Source organism: Streptomyces palmae (assembly GCF_004684805.1).
In the GTDB taxonomy this organism is placed as follows: Bacteria; Actinomycetota; Actinomycetes; order Streptomycetales; family Streptomycetaceae; genus Streptomyces; species Streptomyces palmae.
This window is the reverse complement of the sequence record NZ_SRID01000098.1, coordinates 1-18,971: the sequence shown is the minus strand read 5'-3', so window position 1 is coordinate 18,971 and position 18,971 is coordinate 1. Positions and strand designations below refer to the sequence as shown.

At 70.1% G+C, this 18,971-nt stretch carries 19 protein-coding genes; 1 reads left to right on the top strand and 18 read right to left on the bottom strand.

Annotated elements, in window-relative coordinates:
* Positions 1-1,396, top strand: a 1,396-nt coding sequence (locus E4099_RS13255) for a glycosyl hydrolase family 18 protein (RefSeq protein WP_135339229.1), incomplete at its 5' end; no start/stop codon positions are given.
* A gap of 327 nt (positions 1,397-1,723) precedes the next feature.
* Here the strand turns inward: E4099_RS13255 and E4099_RS13250 are convergent.
* The 18 genes from E4099_RS13250 to E4099_RS13165 all read right to left on the bottom strand — a co-directional run bounded on the left by E4099_RS13250 (position 1,724) and on the right by E4099_RS13165 (position 18,545).
* Positions 1,724-2,173 (bottom strand): DUF2550 domain-containing protein, encoded by a 450-nt coding sequence (locus E4099_RS13250; RefSeq protein WP_135339228.1) that lies wholly within the window; start codon positions 2,171-2,173, stop codon positions 1,724-1,726.
* Positions 2,174-2,291: 118 nt separating this feature from the next.
* Entirely contained in the window at positions 2,292-2,669 is a 378-nt protein-coding gene (locus E4099_RS13245) for a F0F1 ATP synthase subunit epsilon (protein ID WP_135339227.1), read from the bottom strand.
* 128 nt (positions 2,670-2,797) lie between these two features.
* The gene (gene atpD, locus E4099_RS13240) at positions 2,798-4,240 is read right to left on the bottom strand and encodes a F0F1 ATP synthase subunit beta (RefSeq protein WP_135339226.1); all 1,443 of its coding nucleotides are present in this window, start codon (positions 4,238-4,240) and stop codon (positions 2,798-2,800) included.
* 5 nt (positions 4,241-4,245) lie between these two features.
* Positions 4,246-5,163: a F0F1 ATP synthase subunit gamma gene (locus tag E4099_RS13235; RefSeq protein ID WP_135339225.1), complete on the bottom strand. Its 918-nt coding sequence runs from the start codon at positions 5,161-5,163 to the stop codon at positions 4,246-4,248.
* Positions 5,164-5,165: 2 nt separating this feature from the next.
* The gene (atpA, locus tag E4099_RS13230; protein WP_135339224.1) at positions 5,166-6,737 is read right to left on the bottom strand and encodes a F0F1 ATP synthase subunit alpha; all 1,572 of its coding nucleotides are present in this window, start codon (positions 6,735-6,737) and stop codon (positions 5,166-5,168) included.
* 143 nt (positions 6,738-6,880) lie between these two features.
* Positions 6,881-7,696: a F0F1 ATP synthase subunit delta gene (locus tag E4099_RS13225; protein WP_135339223.1), complete on the bottom strand. Its 816-nt coding sequence runs from the start codon at positions 7,694-7,696 to the stop codon at positions 6,881-6,883.
* Positions 7,693-8,253 carry a F0F1 ATP synthase subunit B gene (locus E4099_RS13220; protein ID WP_135339222.1) on the bottom strand — a complete coding sequence of 187 codons (561 nt, stop codon included), beginning with the start codon at positions 8,251-8,253 and terminating at the stop codon, positions 7,693-7,695. The genes E4099_RS13225 and E4099_RS13220 overlap by 4 nt, the downstream gene beginning before the upstream one ends.
* Before the next feature lie 43 nt (positions 8,254-8,296).
* Complete coding sequence (locus E4099_RS13215) at positions 8,297-8,548, bottom strand: ATP synthase subunit c family protein (protein ID WP_135339221.1); 252 nt, start codon at positions 8,546-8,548, stop codon at positions 8,297-8,299.
* Positions 8,549-8,624: 76 nt separating this feature from the next.
* Positions 8,625-9,434: a F0F1 ATP synthase subunit A gene (gene atpB, locus E4099_RS13210; RefSeq protein ID WP_135339220.1), complete on the bottom strand. Its 810-nt coding sequence runs from the start codon at positions 9,432-9,434 to the stop codon at positions 8,625-8,627.
* Between the two features lie 264 nt (positions 9,435-9,698).
* Positions 9,699-10,154, bottom strand: a complete 456-nt coding sequence (locus E4099_RS13205) for a Cg1360 family ATP-synthase-associated protein (protein WP_135339219.1) — start codon at positions 10,152-10,154, stop codon at positions 9,699-9,701.
* A gap of 301 nt (positions 10,155-10,455) precedes the next feature.
* Complete coding sequence (locus E4099_RS13200) at positions 10,456-11,823, bottom strand: MraY family glycosyltransferase (protein WP_135339218.1); 1,368 nt, start codon at positions 11,821-11,823, stop codon at positions 10,456-10,458.
* Between the two features lie 158 nt (positions 11,824-11,981).
* Positions 11,982-13,301, bottom strand: coding sequence for a serine hydroxymethyltransferase (locus E4099_RS13195; RefSeq protein ID WP_135339217.1), 1,320 nt, complete (start codon positions 13,299-13,301; stop codon positions 11,982-11,984).
* Between the two features lie 131 nt (positions 13,302-13,432).
* Entirely contained in the window at positions 13,433-14,104 is a 672-nt protein-coding gene (locus E4099_RS13190) for an arsenate reductase/protein-tyrosine-phosphatase family protein (protein ID WP_135339216.1), read from the bottom strand.
* Positions 14,101-14,748, bottom strand: a complete 648-nt coding sequence (locus tag E4099_RS13185; protein WP_135339215.1) for an L-threonylcarbamoyladenylate synthase — start codon at positions 14,746-14,748, stop codon at positions 14,101-14,103. The genes E4099_RS13190 and E4099_RS13185 overlap by 4 nt, the downstream gene beginning before the upstream one ends.
* A gap of 190 nt (positions 14,749-14,938) precedes the next feature.
* Entirely contained in the window at positions 14,939-15,784 is an 846-nt protein-coding gene (prmC, locus tag E4099_RS13180; protein ID WP_135339214.1) for a peptide chain release factor N(5)-glutamine methyltransferase, read from the bottom strand.
* Between the two features lie 64 nt (positions 15,785-15,848).
* Positions 15,849-16,931 carry a peptide chain release factor 1 gene (gene prfA / locus E4099_RS13175; protein ID WP_135339213.1) on the bottom strand — a complete coding sequence of 361 codons (1,083 nt, stop codon included), beginning with the start codon at positions 16,929-16,931 and terminating at the stop codon, positions 15,849-15,851.
* A 101-nt stretch (positions 16,932-17,032) separates the two neighbouring features.
* On the bottom strand, positions 17,033-17,257 hold the full coding sequence (rpmE, locus tag E4099_RS13170; RefSeq protein WP_135339212.1) for a 50S ribosomal protein L31: 225 nt from the start codon (positions 17,255-17,257) through the stop codon (positions 17,033-17,035).
* 157 nt (positions 17,258-17,414) lie between these two features.
* Positions 17,415-18,545: an LCP family protein gene (locus E4099_RS13165; protein ID WP_135339211.1), complete on the bottom strand. Its 1,131-nt coding sequence runs from the start codon at positions 18,543-18,545 to the stop codon at positions 17,415-17,417.
* Positions 18,546-18,971 lie beyond the last annotated feature (426 nt).

Genomic DNA, 18,971 nt, shown 5'->3' with positions numbered 1-18,971 from the left:
CTCCGCACCCGGCACCCCCACCGCCTCCGACATCACCGACACCTCGGTGAAGCTGTCCTGGAGCGCCGCCACCGACGACCACGGCATCAAGAACTACGACGTGCTGCGCGACGGCGCCAAGGTCGCCACCGTCACCACCACCTCGTACACCGACACCGGACTGCACGCGGGCACCGACTACAGCTACACCGTGCGGGCCCGGGACACCGCCGACCAGGCCGGCCCGGCCAGCGCCGCCCGCGCGGTGCGCACCACCGGCGACACCGGCCCCGGCCCGGGCACCGGCGGGCAGGTCAAGCTCGGCTACTTCACCGAGTGGGGCGTCTACGACCGGAACTACCACGTGAAGAACCTGGTGACCTCCGGCACCGCGTCCAAGATCACCCACATCAACTACGCCTTCGGCAACGTCCAGGGCGGCAAGTGCGCCATCGGCGACTCCTACGCCGCCTATGACAAGGCGTACACCGCCGACCAGAGCGTGGACGGTGTGGCCGACACCTGGGACCAGCCGCTGCGCGGCAACTTCAACCAGCTGAAGAAGCTCAAGGCCAAGTACCCGAACATCAAGATCCTGTGGTCCTTCGGCGGCTGGACCTGGTCCGGTGGCTTCGGCCAGGCGGCGCAGAACCCGACCGCCTTCGCCCAGTCCTGCTACGACCTGGTCAACGACGCGCGCTGGGCCGGCCTCTTCGACGGCATCGACATCGACTGGGAGTACCCCAACGCCTGCGGGCTGACCTGTGACACCAGTGGTCCGGCCGCCCTGAAGAACCTGACGCAGGCGCTGCGTGCCAAGTTCGGCTCCAAGCTGGTCACCGCCGCGATCACCGCGGACGCCTCGGACGGCGGCAAGATCGATGCCGCCGACTACGCCGGAGCCGCCGCCTCGGTCGACTTCTACAACGTGATGACCTACGACTTCTTCGGCGCCTGGGACGCCAAGGGCCCCACCGCCCCGCACTCCCCGCTGACCACCTACGCCGGCATCCCCAGGCAGGGCTTCGACTCCGACTCCGCCATCGGCAAGCTCAGGGCCAAGGGCGTCCCCGCGGCCAAGCTCAACCTGGGCATCGGCTTCTACGGCCGCGGCTGGACCGGTGTCACCCAGAAGGAGCCGGGCGGCACCGCGACCGGACCGGCCGCCGGCAAGTACGAGCAGGGCATCGAGGACTACAAGATCCTCAAGACCAGTTGCCCGGCCAACGGGACGGTCGCCGGCACGGCGTACGCCTTCTGCGGCAACCAGTGGTGGAGCTATGACACCCCCGCCACCATCGCCGGGAAGATGGCCTATGTGAAGCAGCAGGGCCTGGGCGGCGCGTTCTTCTGGGAGTTCAGCGGCGACACCAGCAATGGCGAGCTGGCCACCGCGATCGACAGCGGACTCCGGTAGGGAAGGCCCCGCCGGCGGCAGACCGGCCGGGGAGGCGGTGTCGCCCCCGCCTCCCCGGCCCTTTCGCGTCCGGCACCCCCTCCGGGCGCCGAACCGGGCCGGCGTGCTTGGGTGCGTACGGCGAACCCCTGACACCGCCGAAGGCCCGCGTACTTCGGCACGCGCGGCAGACCTCGGGCGCACCATCCGCGGGCCGCGCTCCTCCGCGCGTACCGCACACCACCCGGGCCGCGCCCTCCGCGCGCACAACCGCTCCCGGACGCCGCCCGGAGCCCGCGCCCTCCAGCGCATACGGCAAACCCCCGGACACCGCCCGGGGGATCATCGTCAGGCCACGTTCACCCGCTGGCCGGGAGGCGCCGCCTCCAGCCAGGCCAGAAAGCCGGTCAGCGCGTCCTCGCTCATCGCCAGCTCCAGGCGGGTACCGCTGTGCAGGCAGGCGAGCACCACCGCGTCGGAGAGCAGGGCCAGCTCCTCCTCGCCCTTGGGAGTGCGGCGCTCCAGCACCTCGATCGAGGCGCGCTCCAGGATCCGGCGCGGTCGGGGCGCGTAGCTGAAGACCCGGAACCACTCGACCCGGTCGCCGCTGTAGCGGGCCACCCCGTACACCCAGCCCTTGCCGCTGGGCTCGGCCTCCGGACCGGGCGCGCCCCAGCGCAGACTGCAGTCGAAGGTCCCGCCGGAGCGCTGGATCAGCCGCCGCCGCAGACCGAAGACGAAGAGTCCCACCAGTACCAGCGCGACGACCACGCCGCCAACAAGCAGAGCGAGGACCATCTTCACCGACCTCCTCGCGTCATCCGGAAAAACCGCACCTGCATCGCCTCAGCCGCGGACCGCCCTGGAGAATTCCAGCGCGATCCGCGGCTGAGGATCTGTACTGTCCGTGCCGGGCTCAGTGCACGCCCGCCACCGCCCGGAGGCGGATCTCGGCGCGGCGTTCGGCGGCGGCGTCAGCCTCCGTCTTGGCCCGCTCCAAGGCCCGCTCCGCGCGCTCGACGTCGATCTCGTCGGACAGCTCCGCGATCTCGGCGAGCAGCGAGAGCTTGTTGTCCGCGAACGAGATGAACCCGCCGTGCACCGCGGCGACGACCGTTCCACCCTCGCTCGTACGGATGGTCACCGGGCCGGACTCCAGCACACCGAGCAGCGGCTGGTGGCCGGGCATGACGCCGATGTCACCCGATGTGGTGCGCGCGATGACCAAGGTGGCCTCGCCGGACCAGACACTCCGGTCCGCCGCGACCAGCTCGACGTGCAGCTCAGCAGCCAACGTGGCTCCTCGGGTCTCCACCTGCCGGGTGTGGCAGGTGTTCTGTCAAAGAATAACGGGCGATCGGCAAGGGGCGGGCCCGGGCCCACCGATGGGGTCGGGCCCGCCCCTCACCATGAGCGCGAGGCTCAGGAGACGCCCAGCTCCTTGGCGTTCTTCTTGAGGTCCTCAAGACCACCGCACATGAAGAAGGCCTGCTCCGGGAAGTGGTCGAACTCGCCGTCGCAGATCGCGTTGAACGCGGCGATGGACTCGTCCAGCGGCACGTCCGAACCGTCCACGCCGGTGAACTGCTTCGCCGCGTGGGTGTTCTGCGACAGGAAGCGCTCCACGCGACGGGCGCGGTGCACGACCAGCTTGTCCTCTTCGCCGAGCTCGTCGATACCGAGAATGGCGATGATGTCCTGGAGGTCCTTGTACTTCTGCAGGATGTTCTTGACGCGCGAGGCGGCGTCGTAGTGCTCCTGCGTGATGTAGCGCGGGTCCAGGATGCGGGACGTCGAGTCCAGCGGGTCCACCGCCGGGTAGATGCCCTTCTCCGAGATCGGGCGGGAGAGCACCGTGGTCGCGTCGAGGTGCGCGAAGGTGGTCGCCGGCGCCGGGTCGGTCAGGTCGTCCGCGGGGACGTAGATCGCCTGCATCGAGGTGATCGAGTGACCGCGGGTCGAGGTGATGCGCTCCTGGAGGAGACCCATCTCGTCGGCCAGGTTCGGCTGGTAACCCACCGCGGAGGGCATCCGGCCGAGCAGCGTGGAGACCTCGGAACCGGCCTGGGTGAAGCGGAAGATGTTGTCGATGAAGAACAGCACGTCCTGCTTCTGCACATCGCGGAAGTACTCCGCCATGGTCAGACCGGCCAGGGCGACGCGCAGACGGGTGCCCGGGGGCTCGTCCATCTGGCCGAAGACCAGCGCGGTCTTGTCGAGAACGCCGGACTCCTCCATCTCCTGGATGAGGTCGTTGCCCTCACGGGTGCGCTCACCGACACCGGCGAACACGGAAACACCCTCGTGCAGCTTGGCCACACGCATGATCATTTCCTGGATGAGGACGGTCTTGCCGACACCGGCGCCACCGAACAGACCGATCTTGCCGCCCTTGACGTACGGGGTCAGCAGGTCGACGACCTTCAGGCCGGTCTCGAACATCTCGGTCTTGGACTCGAGCTGGTCGAAGGCGGGGGCCTTGCGGTGGATGGCCCAGCGCTCGGACTCCTTGCCGTTCTCCTCCGGCTGGTTCAGCACCTCGCCGAGGGTGTTGAACACCTTGCCCTTGGTGAAGTCGCCGACCGGGACGGTGATGCCGTCGCCGGTGTCGGTCACCGGGGCCTGGCGGACCAGGCCGTCGGTGGGCTGCATCGAGATCGCGCGGATCATGCCCTCACCGAGGTGCTGGGCGACCTCGAGCGTCAGCGTCTTGGTCTTCCCCTCCTCGGTGGGGTCGATGACCTCGACGGTCAGGGCGTTGTAGATCTCCGGCATCGCGTCGACGGGGAACTCCACGTCGACGACCGGGCCGATGACCCGGGCGACGCGGCCCGTCGCAACGGCCGTCTCAACAGTGGTGGTCATAGTTCTCAGTCACTCCCCGCGGTCGCGTCGGCCAGGGCGCTCGCGCCACCGACGATCTCGCTGATTTCCTGGGTGATTTCGGCCTGGCGGGCCGCGTTGGCAAGCCGCGTGAGCGACTTGATGAGTTCCTCGGCGTTGTCGGTCGCCGACTTCATCGCGCGGCGGCGGGCGGCGTGCTCGGAGGCGGCCGACTGCAGCAGCGCGTTGTAGATCCGGCTCTCGACGTACCGGGGCAGCAGGGCGTCGAGGACGTCCTCGGCCGACGGCTCGAAGTCGAACAGCGGGAGGAGCTCCGCCTTCGCCGCCGACTCGGTCTCCGACGCGGTACCGAGGCTGAGCGGCAGCAGGCGATCGTCCACCGGCGACTGCGTCATCATCGACACGAACTCGGTGAAGACGATGTGCAGCTCGTCCACGCCGCCCTCGGCCGTCGCCTGGGTGACGGCCTCGATCAGCGGGGCCGCGACCTTCTTGGCGTCCGCGTACGTCGGGTTGTCGGTGAAGCCCGTCCAGGACTCCGCCACCGGGCGGCTACGGAAGCCGTAGTACCCGACACCCTTGCGGCCGACGATGTAGGTGACGACCTCCTTGCCCTCCGCCTTCAGCCGCTCGGTGAGCCGGTCGGCCTGCTTGATGGCGTTGGAGGAGTAGCCGCCCGCCAGACCGCGGTCGCTCGTGACGAGCAGGACCGCGGCCCGCACCGGGGCCTCGACCTCGGTGGTCAGCGGGTGCTTGGTGTTGGAGCCGGTGGCCACCGCCGTCACCGCGCGAGTGAGCTCGGTCGCGTACGGCGACGAGGCGGCGACCTTGCGCTGAGCCTTGACGATCCGCGACGCGGCGATCATCTCCATCGCCTTGGTGATCTTCTTGGTGGCGGTGACGGAGCGGATGCGGCGCTTGTAGACCCGAAGCTGGGCGCCCATGCTCAGCCCTCACCCAGCAGCTTGCCGTCCGAGGTCTCGAACTGCTGCTTGAAGGTCTCGATGGCGCTCGCGATGGCCTGCAGGGTGTCGTCCGACATCTTGCCGCCCTCGCGGATCGACGTCATCAGACCCTTCTGCTCGCGGTGCATGTAGTCCAGCAGCTCGCGCTCGAAGCGACGGATGTCCTCGACCGGGACGTTGTCCATCTTGCCGTTGGTGCCGGCCCAGATGGAGATGACCTGGTCCTCGGTCGGGTACGGGTTGTACTGGCCCTGCTTCACCAGCTCCATCATGCGCTTACCGCGCTCCAGCGCCGCCTTGGAGGCCGCGTCCAGGTCGGAACCGAAGGCGGCGAACGCCTCCAGCTCGCGGTACTGCGCCAGGTCCAGCTTCAGGCGGCCGGAGACCTGCCGGACGGCCTTGTGCTGGGCCGAGCCACCGACACGGGAGACCGAGATACCGACGTTCAGCGCCGGGCGCTGGCCCGCGTTGAACAGGTCGGACTCCAGGAAGCACTGGCCGTCGGTGATGGAGATGACGTTGGTCGGGATGAACGCCGAGACGTCGTTCGCCTTGGTCTCGACGATCGGCAGACCGGTCATCGAGCCCTTGCCCATCTCGTCGGAGAGCTTGGCGCAGCGCTCCAGGAGCCGGGAGTGCAGGTAGAAGACGTCACCCGGGTAGGCCTCACGGCCCGGCGGGCGGCGCAGCAGCAGGGACACGGCGCGGTAGGCATCGGCCTGCTTGGAGAGGTCGTCGAAGACGATCAGCACGTGCTTGCCCTGGTACATCCAGTGCTGGCCGATGGCCGAGCCGGTGTACGGGGCGAGGTACTTGAAGCCGGCCGGGTCGGACGCCGGAGCCGCGACGATCGTCGTGTACTCCAGGGCGCCTGCCTCCTCCAGCGCACCGCGCACGGACGCGATGGTGGAGCCCTTCTGGCCGACGGCGACGTAGATGCAGCGGACCTGCTTCTCCGGGTCGCCGGTGCGCCAGGCGTCGCGCTGGTTGATGATCGTGTCGACGGCCAGAGCGGTCTTGCCGGTCTGGCGGTCGCCGATGATCAGCTGGCGCTGGCCGCGGCCGATCGGGGTCATGGTGTCGACGGCCTTGAGGCCGGTCTCCATCGGCTCGTGCACCGACTTACGGGCCATAACGCCCGGGGCCTGCAGCTCAAGGGCGCGGCGGCCCTCGGTCGCGATCTCGCCGAGGCCGTCGATCGGGTTGCCGAGCGGGTCGACGACGCGACCCAGGTAGCCCTCGCCGACGGCGACGGAGAGCACCTCACCGGTGCGCTGCACCGGCTGGCCCTCCTCGATGCCGCTGAACTCACCGAGGACGATCGCACCGATCTCGCGCTCCTCGAGGTTGAGGGCGAGACCGAGCGTGCCGTCTTCGAACTTCAGCAGTTCGTTCGCCATGGCCGAGGGAAGGCCCTCGACCTTCGCGATGCCGTCGCCGGCAACGCTGACCGTACCGACCTCCTCGCGCGAGGCCGCGTCCGGCTTGTACGACTGGACAAAGTTCTCCAGCGCGTCCCGGATCTCCTCCGGCCGGATCGTGAGCTCCGCCATCTGGGTTCCCTGCTCTCCTTGTTGGGCCCGAAGTGTTTCTGGGGGTCTGGGGACTGCTTCCCGCGGTGTTCTCGCCGCGGGCCCCCAGGACTGCGTCGGCCCAACTCGGGCCGCTTACATGCTTGTTGAGTTGGTGGCTGAAGTCAGCCGGCCATCCGGCGGCTCGCCTCTTCGAGGCGGTCCGCGATGCTGCCGTTGATGACCTCGTCGCCGATCCGCACCACGATTCCGCCGAGGACCGCCGGGTCCACGTCGAGGTTCAGGTGCACCTGTCGGCCGTACAGCTTGGCGAGGGCGGCGCCCAGGCGCTGCTTCTGCCGGTCGCTGAGCGGCACCGCGGAGGTGACGACCGCGACCATCCGGTCACGGCGGTCCGCGGCCAGCTTGGACAGCGCGTTGAGGCCCGCTTCCAGGCTACGTCCCCGCGGCTGCGCGACAAGCCTGACAACCAGCCGCTCGGTGACCGGGTTGGCGCGACCGCCCAGCAGGCGGTGCAGCAGCTCGGTCTTGGCGGCCTTGCCGGCGACCTTGTCGGTGAGCGCGGAACGCAGCTCGGTCGACGAGGAAACGATCCGGGAGAACCGGAACAGCTCGTCCTCGACGTCGTCCAGCTCGTTCGTCCGCTGGGCGGCCACGAGCTCGGCGGCGGCGGCCAGCTCCTCGATCGCGTCGACCAGCTCACGGGAGCGCGACCAGCGGGACCGCACCATGCCGGACACCAGGTCGAGGGTCTCCCCGCCCACCTGGGTACCGAGCAGGCGCCCGGTCAGTTCGGCCTTGGCCTCGCCGGTCTGCGCCGGGTCGGTGAGGACCCGGCGCAGGGACACCTCACGGTCGAGCAGCGCGGTGACGGCAGCCAGTTCCTCGGCGAGCTTCACGGCGTCGACCGACGTGTTGTCGGTCAGCGCGTCGAAGCGCTCGCGTGCGGAGGCCAGTGCCTCGCGACTGGCTCCGTTCATCGGGCAGCCTCGGCCTTCTCCTCGGCCTTCTCCTCGAGCTCGTCGAGGAAGCGGTCGATGGTGCGACTCTGACGGGCGGCGTCCTGAAGGGACTCACCCACCAGCTTGCCGGCCAGTTCGGTGGCGAGCTTGCCCACGTCCTGGCGCAGCGTGGCGGCGGCCTGCTTGCGGTCGGCCTCGATCTGGGTGTGGCCGGCAGCGATGATCTCCTCGCGCTGCCGCTGACCCTCCGCGCGCATCTCGGCGATGAGCGCGGCGCCCTGCTCCTGCGCCTCCTGGCGCAGGCGCGCGGACTCGTGCCGGGCGTCGGCGAGCTGGGCACGGTAGTCCTCGAGGACCTGCTGAGCCTCGGCCTGTGCGGCCTCGGCCTTCTCCATGCCGCCCTCGATCGCCGCACGGCGCTCGTCCAGAACCTTGTTGATGTTCGGGAGGAGCTTCTTGGCGAGGAAGAAGATGACGATGGCGAAGGCGATCAGGCCGATGACCAGCTCTGGGATCGGCGGTACGAGGGGGTTTTCCTTCTCCCCCTCGGACGCCAGCATTACCAGGGCGTTCACATCAGTGCCTTTCGTCGATAACGGCTGGTCTTACGCGCCGTGATCAGCTGGTCGGGTAGACGAACGGCATAACCAGACCGATCAGCGCCAGCGCCTCACAGAACACGAAGCCCAGGATCTGGTTGGCACGGATGAGGCCGGCCGCCTCGGGCTGGCGGGCCAGCGCCTGGGTGCCGTTGCCGAAGATGATGCCGATGCCGACGCCGGGGCCGATGGCCGCGAGACCGTAACCGATCGAACCCAGGTTGCCCTTGAGCTCAACGGCGGCGAGGGACGTCTCGAGAGCAGCAGACATGCTCGTTATTCCTTCTCTTTCACGGACCGGTGGGGGTTGGCCACCGGACGTCTGTTGGACTGGGAGGCTGGCGGGCTCAGTGGTGCTCGGCGAGAGCGCCCTGAATGTAGGTGCAGGCCAGCAGGACGAAGACGTACGCCTGCAGCGCCTGGATGAAGAGCTCGAGCGCGGTCAGCAGGATGACCATCACGAACGAGACACCGGCGTACGCGATGCCGACACCGTTGAGCAGGTACCAGCTGGCGATGGTGAAGATCAGCAGCAGCACGTGGCCGGCGAACATGTTCGAGAAGAGCCGGACCGCGTGGGTGAAGGGCCGCACGAACACGTTGGAGAGGAACTCCAGCGCCATGACCAGCGGCAGGACCCAGCCCAGCGACTTGTCGTAGCCGGTGATGTTCTTCAGGCCGCCGACGAAGCCGTGCTTCTTGAAGGTCAGCCCCATCCACAGCACGTAGACGATGAGCGCGAGGATGACCGGGAAGGCGATGATCGAGGTGACCGGGAACTGGGCCAGCGGGATGACCGACCAGAGGTTCAGGATCCACACGAAGAAGAAGATCGAGACCATGAGGGGGACGTACTTGTCACCCTCCTTCTTGCCCAGGGCCTCGTAGACGATCCCGCGGCGCACGAAGTCGTAGCCGGCCTCACCGACGAGCTGGAGCTTGCCCGGGACGACCTTGGCCTTGCCGAAGGCCGCCCAGAAGAAGCCCACGATGACGACGGTGCCGAGCAGGGCGAGCAGCATCGGCTTGGTGAAGTCGAAGCCGCCGATGCTGAACATCGGCTCGAAGGTGAACGAGTGGAGGCCTGGGGCCGGGAAGCCGCACCCATCGAAGATGTGGCAATCGGTCTCGAAGGCGAGCGTCTGGTCAGAACTCACCGCGAGCTCCTTCAGCGTGGCGCATAGGTACGGCAACCTCGTTGTGTCGGCGCGGCACGATGCCACGGAACGGCACTGGACTGGTCTTACGGATAGGGACGCGGCCGGTTGGCACGTGACCGGGGGGTGTGACGGGCATCAGCTGCATGGGCCGCCGATTCCGCCCCGTGGATTCCGGGGATTCAGCCGCCTGCGCCCGCTGTGCCGCAGATGAAACCGGACGATAGCAGGTGAGCGCTGTTGCCCTTATACCGGCCCTACTGATCACGACGGTGACCCGGCGGGTGCGGCGCTTTTCGCCCCCTCGGGCTTCCGTTCGTCCTCGGCTTCGGGCTCCACGTACAGGGTCTTCGCGGTCATGTGGGCACGCGTCTGGGCGGCGATCCACACCAGCGTCGCGGCCAGCAGGGAGAAGGCGAAGGCCCGCAGGTTGAACAGGCTGGTGTCCTTGAACACCGCCAGCACGATCGCGATCAGCAGGAACTGCACCACGTAGAGGGCGAGGCCCATCATCTGGAACAGCTGCGGGAAGCGCTTGGCGGTGATCTGAAGCACCAGCAGGTCGAGCGCCATGACGGCACCCACCAGAATCGCGCCGAACGCGGCTCCGAATGCGCCCTTGCCGCCGGCGAGCACGGAACTCACGGCGACGGCGACGACACCGACCGCAGCGGTCGGTACGGCGCAGTGCAGAAGGGTTCGGGCGTCGTTGGACTGCATGTAAGGGTTCTCCGGCCGAAAGTCGGAAGCAACGATTCGTCGAGGACGAGCGTATCCCCGGGGACGAGGCAGAACTCGCGACGAAGGACCGTCGCGCGGGGGAGGCTCAGCGATCCTTCAGCTCTATCACCGGGTTTTCGTGAACGGTATCACAAACTATTTGATGAGGTCTTTACCTAGTTCGTGTGCGGCCTATCACACGGGAGAGTGAGAGCCCCTGGCGCCCCGCTGACGGGGCGCCAGATGTCTGCTACGGGGGGCCTCCCGGCGAGAGAAACCCCTGGCCGCGGCCGGGCGGGACCTAGGCGCCGATCTTGCGGCGGTGGCTGAAGCGGGCCCGGTCGCCGATCGCGGTGGCGCCGTGCGGACCGGCGGGCACCGCCTCCCCGCACTCCTCGGCCTGAGCCGCCACCATGGCCGGCTCCGGCTCCGCGGCCGGCTCCCCGGCCCCTTCCCGGGCCGCCTCGGCCTGGGCGCGCTGCAACCGGGCCTCACGCCGGTAGCGGGGCGGTACGAAGTCCTCCGCCCAGCGCGGGATGCGCGGGGTGAACCGAGGCAGCAGCAGGAGCACCAGCCCGACCGCGCTCAGCGCGACGATCGTCAGCACGATCCACATGCTGGTCGAGTTCACCGAGAACGCCACCGCGCCGAAGGCGATCAGCGCCGACCAGAAGTACATGATCCACACGGCCCGGCTGTGCGAGTGGCCGATCTCCAGCAGCCGGTGGTGCAGATGGCCGCGGTCCGCGGCGAACGGCGACTGCCCGCGCCAGGTGCGCCGCACGATCGCCAGGATCAGGTCGGCGATGGGCACCGCGATCACGGTCAGCGGCAGCAGCAGCGGGATGTAGACCGGCACCGTGGCGTGCACCGCGGCCCGCTCCGACCCGGCGAACAGCTTCATCGCGTCCGGGTCCACCTGCCCGGTGATGGAGATCGCCCCGGCGGCCAGCACCAGGCCGATGAGCATCGAGCCGGAGTCGCCCATGAAGATCCGCGCCGGGTGCATGTTGTGCGGCAGGAAGCCCAGGCACATGCCCATCAGGATGGCGGCGAACAGGGTGGCCGGCGCGGCGGCCTCCAGCCCGTAGCCGAACCAGATCCGGTAGGCGTACATGAAGAACGCCGCCGCCGCGATGCAGACCATGCCGGAGGCGAGGCCGTCCAGGCCGTCCACGAAGTTGACCGCGTTGATGGTGATCACCACCAGCGCCACGGTGAGCAGCGTGCCCTGCATGGGGGTGAGCGAGACGGTGCCCATCCCGGGCACCGGGATCCACAGGATGGTCAGGCCCTGGAGCACCATGACGCCCGCGGCGATCATCTGACCGCCCAGCTTGATCAGCGCGTCCACGCCCCACTTGTCGTCCAGCACGCCCAGCAGCCAGATCAGTCCCGCGCCGGACAGCAGTGCGCGGGGCTCGTTGGACAGCTCGAAGACATCGTTGAGGTTCTTCAGGTGGGCGGCGACCAGCAGTCCGGCGCACAACCCGCCGAACATGGCGATACCGCCGAGTCGCGGCGTCGGCTCGCGGTGCACATCGCGGGCCCGGATCTCCGGCATCGCGCCGGCCGCGATGGCGAACTTCCGGGCCGGCCCGGTCAGCAGATAGGTGACCGCGGCCGTGACGCACAGAGTCAGCAGGTATTCACGCACAGGCTGCCCCAGGGGATTCGCTGGCCATCACAGCCCCACACCATATCCTCGCTTCCGGCGGTGGTACGCCCGCAGGTCACTGCACGTACTCAGGGAGACACTCGGGACAGCGCCCGCGGTTGCGGCCGCGAGGCCCAGCAGACCGCCCCGACCGGATTCCCCGGGGCCGTTCAGCCGCCCGCAGGGGTCTTCGGATACGGCTGGAATCCGCTGGTCAACGCAGCCACCTGGGTGCGAATCCGGTGCTCACCGCGGAGTGCCCCGGCCAGCAGCGCACCAATTCTCGCCATCTCCGGCTCGGTCATGCCCTGGGTGGTGACCGCCGCGGTGCCCAGCCGGATGCCCTTGACGAAGCCCTCGGCGCGGCCGGCGGCCGGGACCGCGCACATGTCCAGCACAATGCCCGCCGCCGCGCACCGGCCCCGGGCGGCCCGGCCGTCCAGACCCAGCGGACCGGTGTCGGCGGTGATCAGATGGGTGTCGGTGCCCTGGGTGGTGACGGCGAGACCGGACTCGGCGAGGGCGTCGGCGAGCACCCGGGCGTTGGCCACCACCTGGTGCGCGTAGGCGGTGAAGGCCGGGGTGGCGGCCTCACCGAAGGCCACCGCCTTCGCCGCCACGCTGTTCATCTGGGCGCCGCCCTGGGTGAAGGGGAAGACCGCCCGGTCGATCCGCTCGGCCAGCTCACCGCGGCACAGCACGAGTCCGCCGCGCGGTCCGCGCAGCACCTTGTGGGTGGTGGCGCACACCACGTCGGCGTACGGCACGGGGTTGGGCGCCGCTCCCCCGGCGACCAGGCCGATGGGGTGCCCGGCATCGGCGATGAGGTAGGCCCCGGCCTCGTCCGCGATCTCCCGGAAGGCGGCGTAGTCGGGGTGCCGGGGGTAGGAGATCGAGCCGCAGACGATCGCCTTGGGACGGCGGGTACGGGCCAGCTCGCGCACCTGCCGGTAGTCGATCAGGCCGGTCATCGGATCCACGCCGTAGCCGACGAAGTCGAACCAGCGGCCGGAGAAGTTGGCCGGCGAGCCATGGGTGAGGTGCCCGCCCTGCGGCAGCGCCATGGCGAGCACGGTGTCCCCGGGCCGCAGCAGCGCGGCATAGGCGGCCAACACGGCGGAGGAGCCGGAGTGCGGCTGCACGTTGGCGTGCTCGGCGCCGAACAGCGCCTTGGCCCGGTCCACCGCGATCCGCTCGGCGAGGTCGACCATCTCGCAGCCCCCGTGGTGCCGGGCGCCGGGATAGCCCTCGGCGTACTTGTTGGTGAGCGGTGAGCCCAGGGCGGTGAGCACCGCGGGCGAGGTGAAGTTCTCCGCCGCGATCAGCTGGAGGTCCTCCTGCTGCCGGCGCACCTCTGCCAGCAGTACGTCCGCCAGCTGCGGGTCCTGTCGGCGCAGGGCATCGAGGTCGGGCCCCCAGGGGGTGCGGCCGACGGCCTCGGCGGCCTCGGCCGGGGCACCGCCCCGGGAGGGTGCGGGAGTGACAGCCATCGCCGCTCACAGCCTTGGGAGGTGGTTCACCGGGCGTCACAACCCAATGTAGGCCGCCCCCGGCCGCGGTGCGCGGCGTGGCGGGCGTGGCTGCGACACCCTCACGCCGGGCTCAGGGGTCGGAATACCCCCTAGGCCGGGGCCGGTACCCCGGTCAGCGCCGTGACCACCGGGTCCAGCGCCTGGTGGATCTCGTCCCCGATGCTGCGGAAGTAGGTGATCGGGGCACCGTACGGATCGTGCACCTCGTCCGCCTCCTCGCTCGGGGCGAGCAGCCAGCCGCGCAGCGCGGCGGCGGCCTGCACCAGTGCGCGGGCGCGCTCGACCACCCCGCCGGCCTCCGCCGGGTCGGGCAGGGTCGCCGGGTCTATGGCGCGCACCAGGCGGGTGAACTCCTTGAGCGTGAAGGTGCGCAGCCCCGCGGAGTGGCCCATGGAGATGACCTGGGCGCGGTGGTCGCGGGTGGCGGTGAGCACCAGGTCGGCACGGATGACGTGCTCGTCCAGCAGCTCGCGGCCGATGAAGCCGTCCGGGTCGGCGCCGAAGTCGCTGAGCACGGTGGCGGCGTGCGCCTCCATGGGCGCGCCCTCGTGCCCCCAGGTGCCGGCGCTCTCCACGATCAGGCCGCGGGCCCGGTCGCGGCCGAGGCGGTCCGCGAGGGCGTGCCGGGTGAGCCGCTCGGTGATCGGCGAGCGGCAGACGTTGCCGGTGCTGACGTGGAGGATGCGGAAGGTGTCGACGCCGCTGTCGATGGTGTCGCGGCCGTGCCGTCCCGCTATGCCACGCCCCTCAGGGGCTGTCAATTGGCCACCTCAAGGTCGGGTACGACCTCGCGGAGCTGCTCGGCGCTGAGCGCCCCGGCACGCAGCAGGACCGGCACCTTGCCGGTGACGTCCACGATCGAGGACGGTACGGCGGCCGGGGTGGGGCCGCCGTCCAGGTAGACCGAGATGGCGTCGCCGAGCATCCCCTGGGCGGCGTCGCAGTCCTGCGGGGACGGGTGGCCGGTGAGGTTGGCGCTGGAGACCGCCATCGGGCCGAAGTCGGTCAGCAGCTCCAGCGCGACCGGGTGCAGCGGCATCCGGACCGCGACCGTGCCGCGGGTCTCGCCCAGGTCCCAGGTGAGGGAGGGCTGGTGCCGGGCGACCAGGGTGAGCGCGCCGGGCCAGAAGGCGTCGACCAGCTCCCAGGCCTGCTCGGAGAAGTCGGTGACCAGGCCGTGCAGGGTGTTCGGGGAGCCGACCAGGACCGGCGAGGGCATGCCCCGGCCGCGGCCCTTGGCCTCCAGCAGATCGCCGACGGCTTCGGCGTTGAAGGCGTCCGCGCCGACCCCGTACACGGTGTCGGTGGGCAGCACGACCAGCTCGCCCCGGCGGACGGCGGACGCGGCCTCGCGCAGACCGGTCTTCCGGTCGGTCGCGTCGCTGCAGTCGTATCGCCGTGCCATCACATCTCCTTCGCGAAGCGGTTTTCGAGCCCGGCACTGCGGAGTGCCGTCGCGCGGCCGCGATCGGTCCCGTGCCGCAGGGCGCCGGGCAGGGTCTGTCCGTCGTGGGGCCGCCGCCCGGGGGCGGAGGCCCCCTTCGAGGCGGGGGCGGCGAGCGGACGTGCGGGGGTCGGGTCCCCGTGTGCCCCGGTCACGGCGCCACCCGGCGAGCCGTCGCGAACCGCGGGCGGTTGTTGAGGTCGGGGTGGTCGGCCGCGTCCGCCCAGCCCCGGTCCTCGGCGAAGATCCACGGCACCTGTCCGCCCTGGGTGTCGGCGTGCTCGATGACCACCACGCCGCCGGGGCGCAGCAGCCGGTGCGCGGTGCGCTCCAGGCCCCGGATGGTGTCCAGGCCGTCCTCGCCGGAGAAGAGCGCGAGTTCGGGGTCGTGGTCGCGGGCCTCCGGTGCGACGTACTCCCACTCGGTCAGCGGGATGTACGGCGGGTTGCTGATGACCAGGTCGACCTGGCCGTCCAGCTCGGGCAGCGCGGTGAGCGCGTCACCGTGATGGAGAACGACGCGGGAGCCCTCGACGTTCTTGCCGGCCCAGCCCAGGGCGTTCTCGTCGAGTTCCACGGCGTGCACCCGGGAGCGCGGCACCTCCTGGGCGAGGGCCAGCGCGATCGCCCCGGAGCCGGTGCACAGGTCGACGATCAGCGGCTCGACCACGTCCATGGCGCGGACCGCGTCTATCGCCCAGCCCACCACCGACTCGGTCTCCGGACGGGGTACGAAGACCCCGGGGCCGACCTGGAGCTCCAGGTAGCGGAAGAAGGCGCGGCCGGTGATGTGCTGGAGGGGTTCGCGGGCCTCTCGGCGGGCGATGGCCTCCCAGTAGCGGGCGTCGAAGTCGGCGTCCGCCACGGTGTGCAGGGCGCCCCGCTTGACGCCGTGCACAAAGGCGGCCAGCTCCTCCGCGTCGAACCGCGGGGAGGGCACGCCGGCGTCGGCCAGCCGCTGGGTGGCTTGCGCCACCTCGGCGAGCAGCAGGTTCACGATGGTCCTCTCGCGTCGTGGTCAGGAGAAGCGGCAGCCTGGTACCAGTCTGACAGCCCCCCGGTCAGCTTCCGTCACTCGCGGCGGCCAGCTTGGCCGCGGAGTCGGCGTCCACGCACGCCTGGATCACCGCGTCCAGGTCGCCGTCGAGCACCTGGTCCAAGTTGTACGCCTTGAAGCCGACCCGGTGGTCCGAGATCCGGTTTTCCGGGAAGTTGTAGGTGCGGATCTTCTCCGAGCGGTCCACGGTGCGGACCTGGCTGCGGCGGGCGTCCGCGGCCTCCCGCTCGGCCTCCTCCTGGGCGGCGGCCAGCAGCCGCGAGCGCAGGATGCGCATGGCCTGCTCCTTGTTCTGGAGCTGGCTCTTCTCGTTCTGGCAGGAGGCGACGACACCGGTGGGCAGGTGGGTGATGCGCACCGCGGAGTCGGTGGTGTTCACCGACTGGCCGCCGGGTCCGGAGGAGCGGTAGACGTCGATCCGCAGATCGTTGGGGTTGATCTCCACGTCGATCTCCTCGGCCTCGGGCGTGACCAGCACGCCGGCGGCGGAGGTGTGGATCCGGCCCTGGGACTCGGTGGCGGGCACCCGCTGCACCCGGTGCACCCCGCCCTCGTACTTGAGGCGGGCCCAGACGCCCTGGCCGGGCTCGACGGAGCCGCCCCGGCTCTTCACCGCGACCTGGACGTCCTTGTAGCCGCCCAGCTCGGACTCGGTGGAGTCGATGATCTCGGTCTTCCAGCCGGCCCGCTCGGCGTACCGCAGGTACATGCGCAGCAGGTCCCCGGCGAACAGGGCGGACTCGTCGCCCCCGGCGCCGGCCTTGACCTCCAGGATGACGTCCTTGTCGTCATTGGGGTCGCGCGGCACCAGCAGCAGCCGCAGCCGCTCGGTGAGCTCCTCGCGCAGCCGCTCCAGGTCCTTCACCTCGGCGGCGAAGTCGGGATCGTCGGCGGCGAACTCGCGCGCGGTGACGATGTCCTCCCCGGTCCGCTTCCAGTCGCGGTAGGCGCCGATGATCGGGGTCAGCTCGGCGTAGCGCTTGTTGAGCTTGCGGGCTTGCGCCTGGTCCGCGTGGACGGCGGGGTCGGCGAGCCGCTTTTCGAGGTCGGTGTGCTCTCCGACCAGCTCTTCGACTGCCTCGAACATCAGATTTTCCTAGCTGGAAGTGAGGGCCTGCTGGACGACAAAGCGCCGGTCCGGTCGCCCAGCCTGAGCTGGGCGACCGAAGACCGGCGCGGTGTGGGTCGCTACTTCTTCGCGGACCCGGCGTGCTTGCCGAAGCGGGCCTCGAACCGCGCCACACGGCCACCGGTGTCGAGGATCTTCTGCTTGCCCGTGTAGAACGGGTGGCACTCGGAGCACACGTCGGCACGGATGGTGCCGTCGGCGACGGTGCTGCGGGTGGTGAACGACGCGCCGCAGGTGCAGCTGACCTGCGTCTCGACGTACTCCGGGTGGATGTCGCGCTTCAAGGGAATCTCCTATGGTTCGGGAGGGCTCCGGGTCGGCGGGCGGATTGCCCGACGTGAACCGGGGCCGACGTACCAGTCTGCCAGTACCGGCCGCATCTCCCAAAACCAGGGGTGGGGCTCGGGTATTCCCCGGGCCGGCGACCGCCCGGTACGCGGGTCAGGACGGCGCGCGCTCGCTGCCGGCGTGACCCCGCGAGGACCGTATGACGCCGCCGGCGGCGGTCTCGTCGCCGGCGGAGCCCTTGGTGGCCGCCTTGGGCACCGGACGGTCGTCGTGGAGCGCCTGCCAGACCTGCCGGGCCCTGGACTCGACCGGTATCACCCGGTTCGGGTTGGCGGGGTCGTACCGCACCGGCAGCGTCACCATGTCCACGTGCCGGGAGTCGATGCCCTTCAGGTCGCGGGCGAAGCCGAGCAGCCGGTCCACCGAGGCCAGCTCGGAGTCGGTGGTCAGGGCCTTGGTGGAGACGTCCGCCAGGTCGAAGAGCTTCTTGGGGCTGCTGAAGACGTCCACGTTCTCCATCTGGTCGATCAGCGCCTTGACGAACGCCTGCTGGAGCTTGATCCGGCCCAGGTCGCTGCCGTCGCCCACGCCGTGCCGGGTGCGCACCAGGCCGAGGGACTGCTCGCCGTCGAGGGTGTGGCGGCCGGCCGCCAGGTCCAGGTGGCTCTGGGGGTCGTGGATCGGCTCGGTGGTGGTCAGCTCGACCCCGCCGAGCTTGTCGACGAGGTTCTTGAAGCCGGTGAAGTCCACTTCCAGGTAGTGATCCATCCGGATGCCGGTCATGGACTCCACGGTCTTCACCGCGCACGCCGGGCCGCCGACCTCGTAGGCGGTGTTGAACATCGCCCGGTCCACCGCGGGCACCTGCTTGCCGTCCTTGGCGCACTGCGGGCGCGCGACCAGGGTGTCCCGGGGGATGCTGACCACGGTGGCCCGCTTGCGGCCCTGGTAGACGTGGACCACCATCGCGGTGTCGGAGCGCGAGGCCCCCTCGTCCTTGCCGTACGCGCGGTTCTTGCCGGCGCGGCTGTCGGAGCCCAGGACCAGGATGTCCATGGAGCCGTTGTCCACGTTCTGGGGCCGGTCGCGCCCGAGGGCGCCGTTGATGTTCACCCCGTCGAGGTTCCCGTTGAGCCTGAAGTACAGGTAGCCCAGTCCGGTCCCGCCCAGCACCAGCAGCCCGGCCAGCGACCAGATGCCGATCAGCAGTGCCTTGCGCCGGCCGGTCGCTCCCCCGGCACGGTGGCGCGCCGCGCCCCGCGTGCTCTTCCTCTTGTCGGCCATGTGCTCCTCTGCTTCCGCTGTCCCGGCTCGCCCCCTGCGGTCACGGTCAGGCGTGGTCTCGCTTACTCCAGGTGTCCGCTGTCCGGTCAGACGGCGGGTCGAGCGCCAGGGTTGCATATGGCCCGTTTCCGGCATTGTGCGACCGTCGTCCGGTTCGCGCATCGTGTGGCGACCGGCGGTACGGCGCCGACCTGCGCTTTCAGGGCCGTACGGCATCGAGATCAAGCCAACCGTGGCCGACTGTCGCTGTGTCGCAGATCTCAGCGAATCCCCGTGTGCCCGGCGGATCTCCCCCGGTTGCGCCAACGGGCATCCGATGGGCGGCACCCTCGGGGGTGGCCGGGGTGCGGGGTGCCGGGCGCCGCGACGCCGCGGTGGGATCCGCCGGACACCCCCACGGCCGTGGCGCGGCCAAGGGCCCCCGCC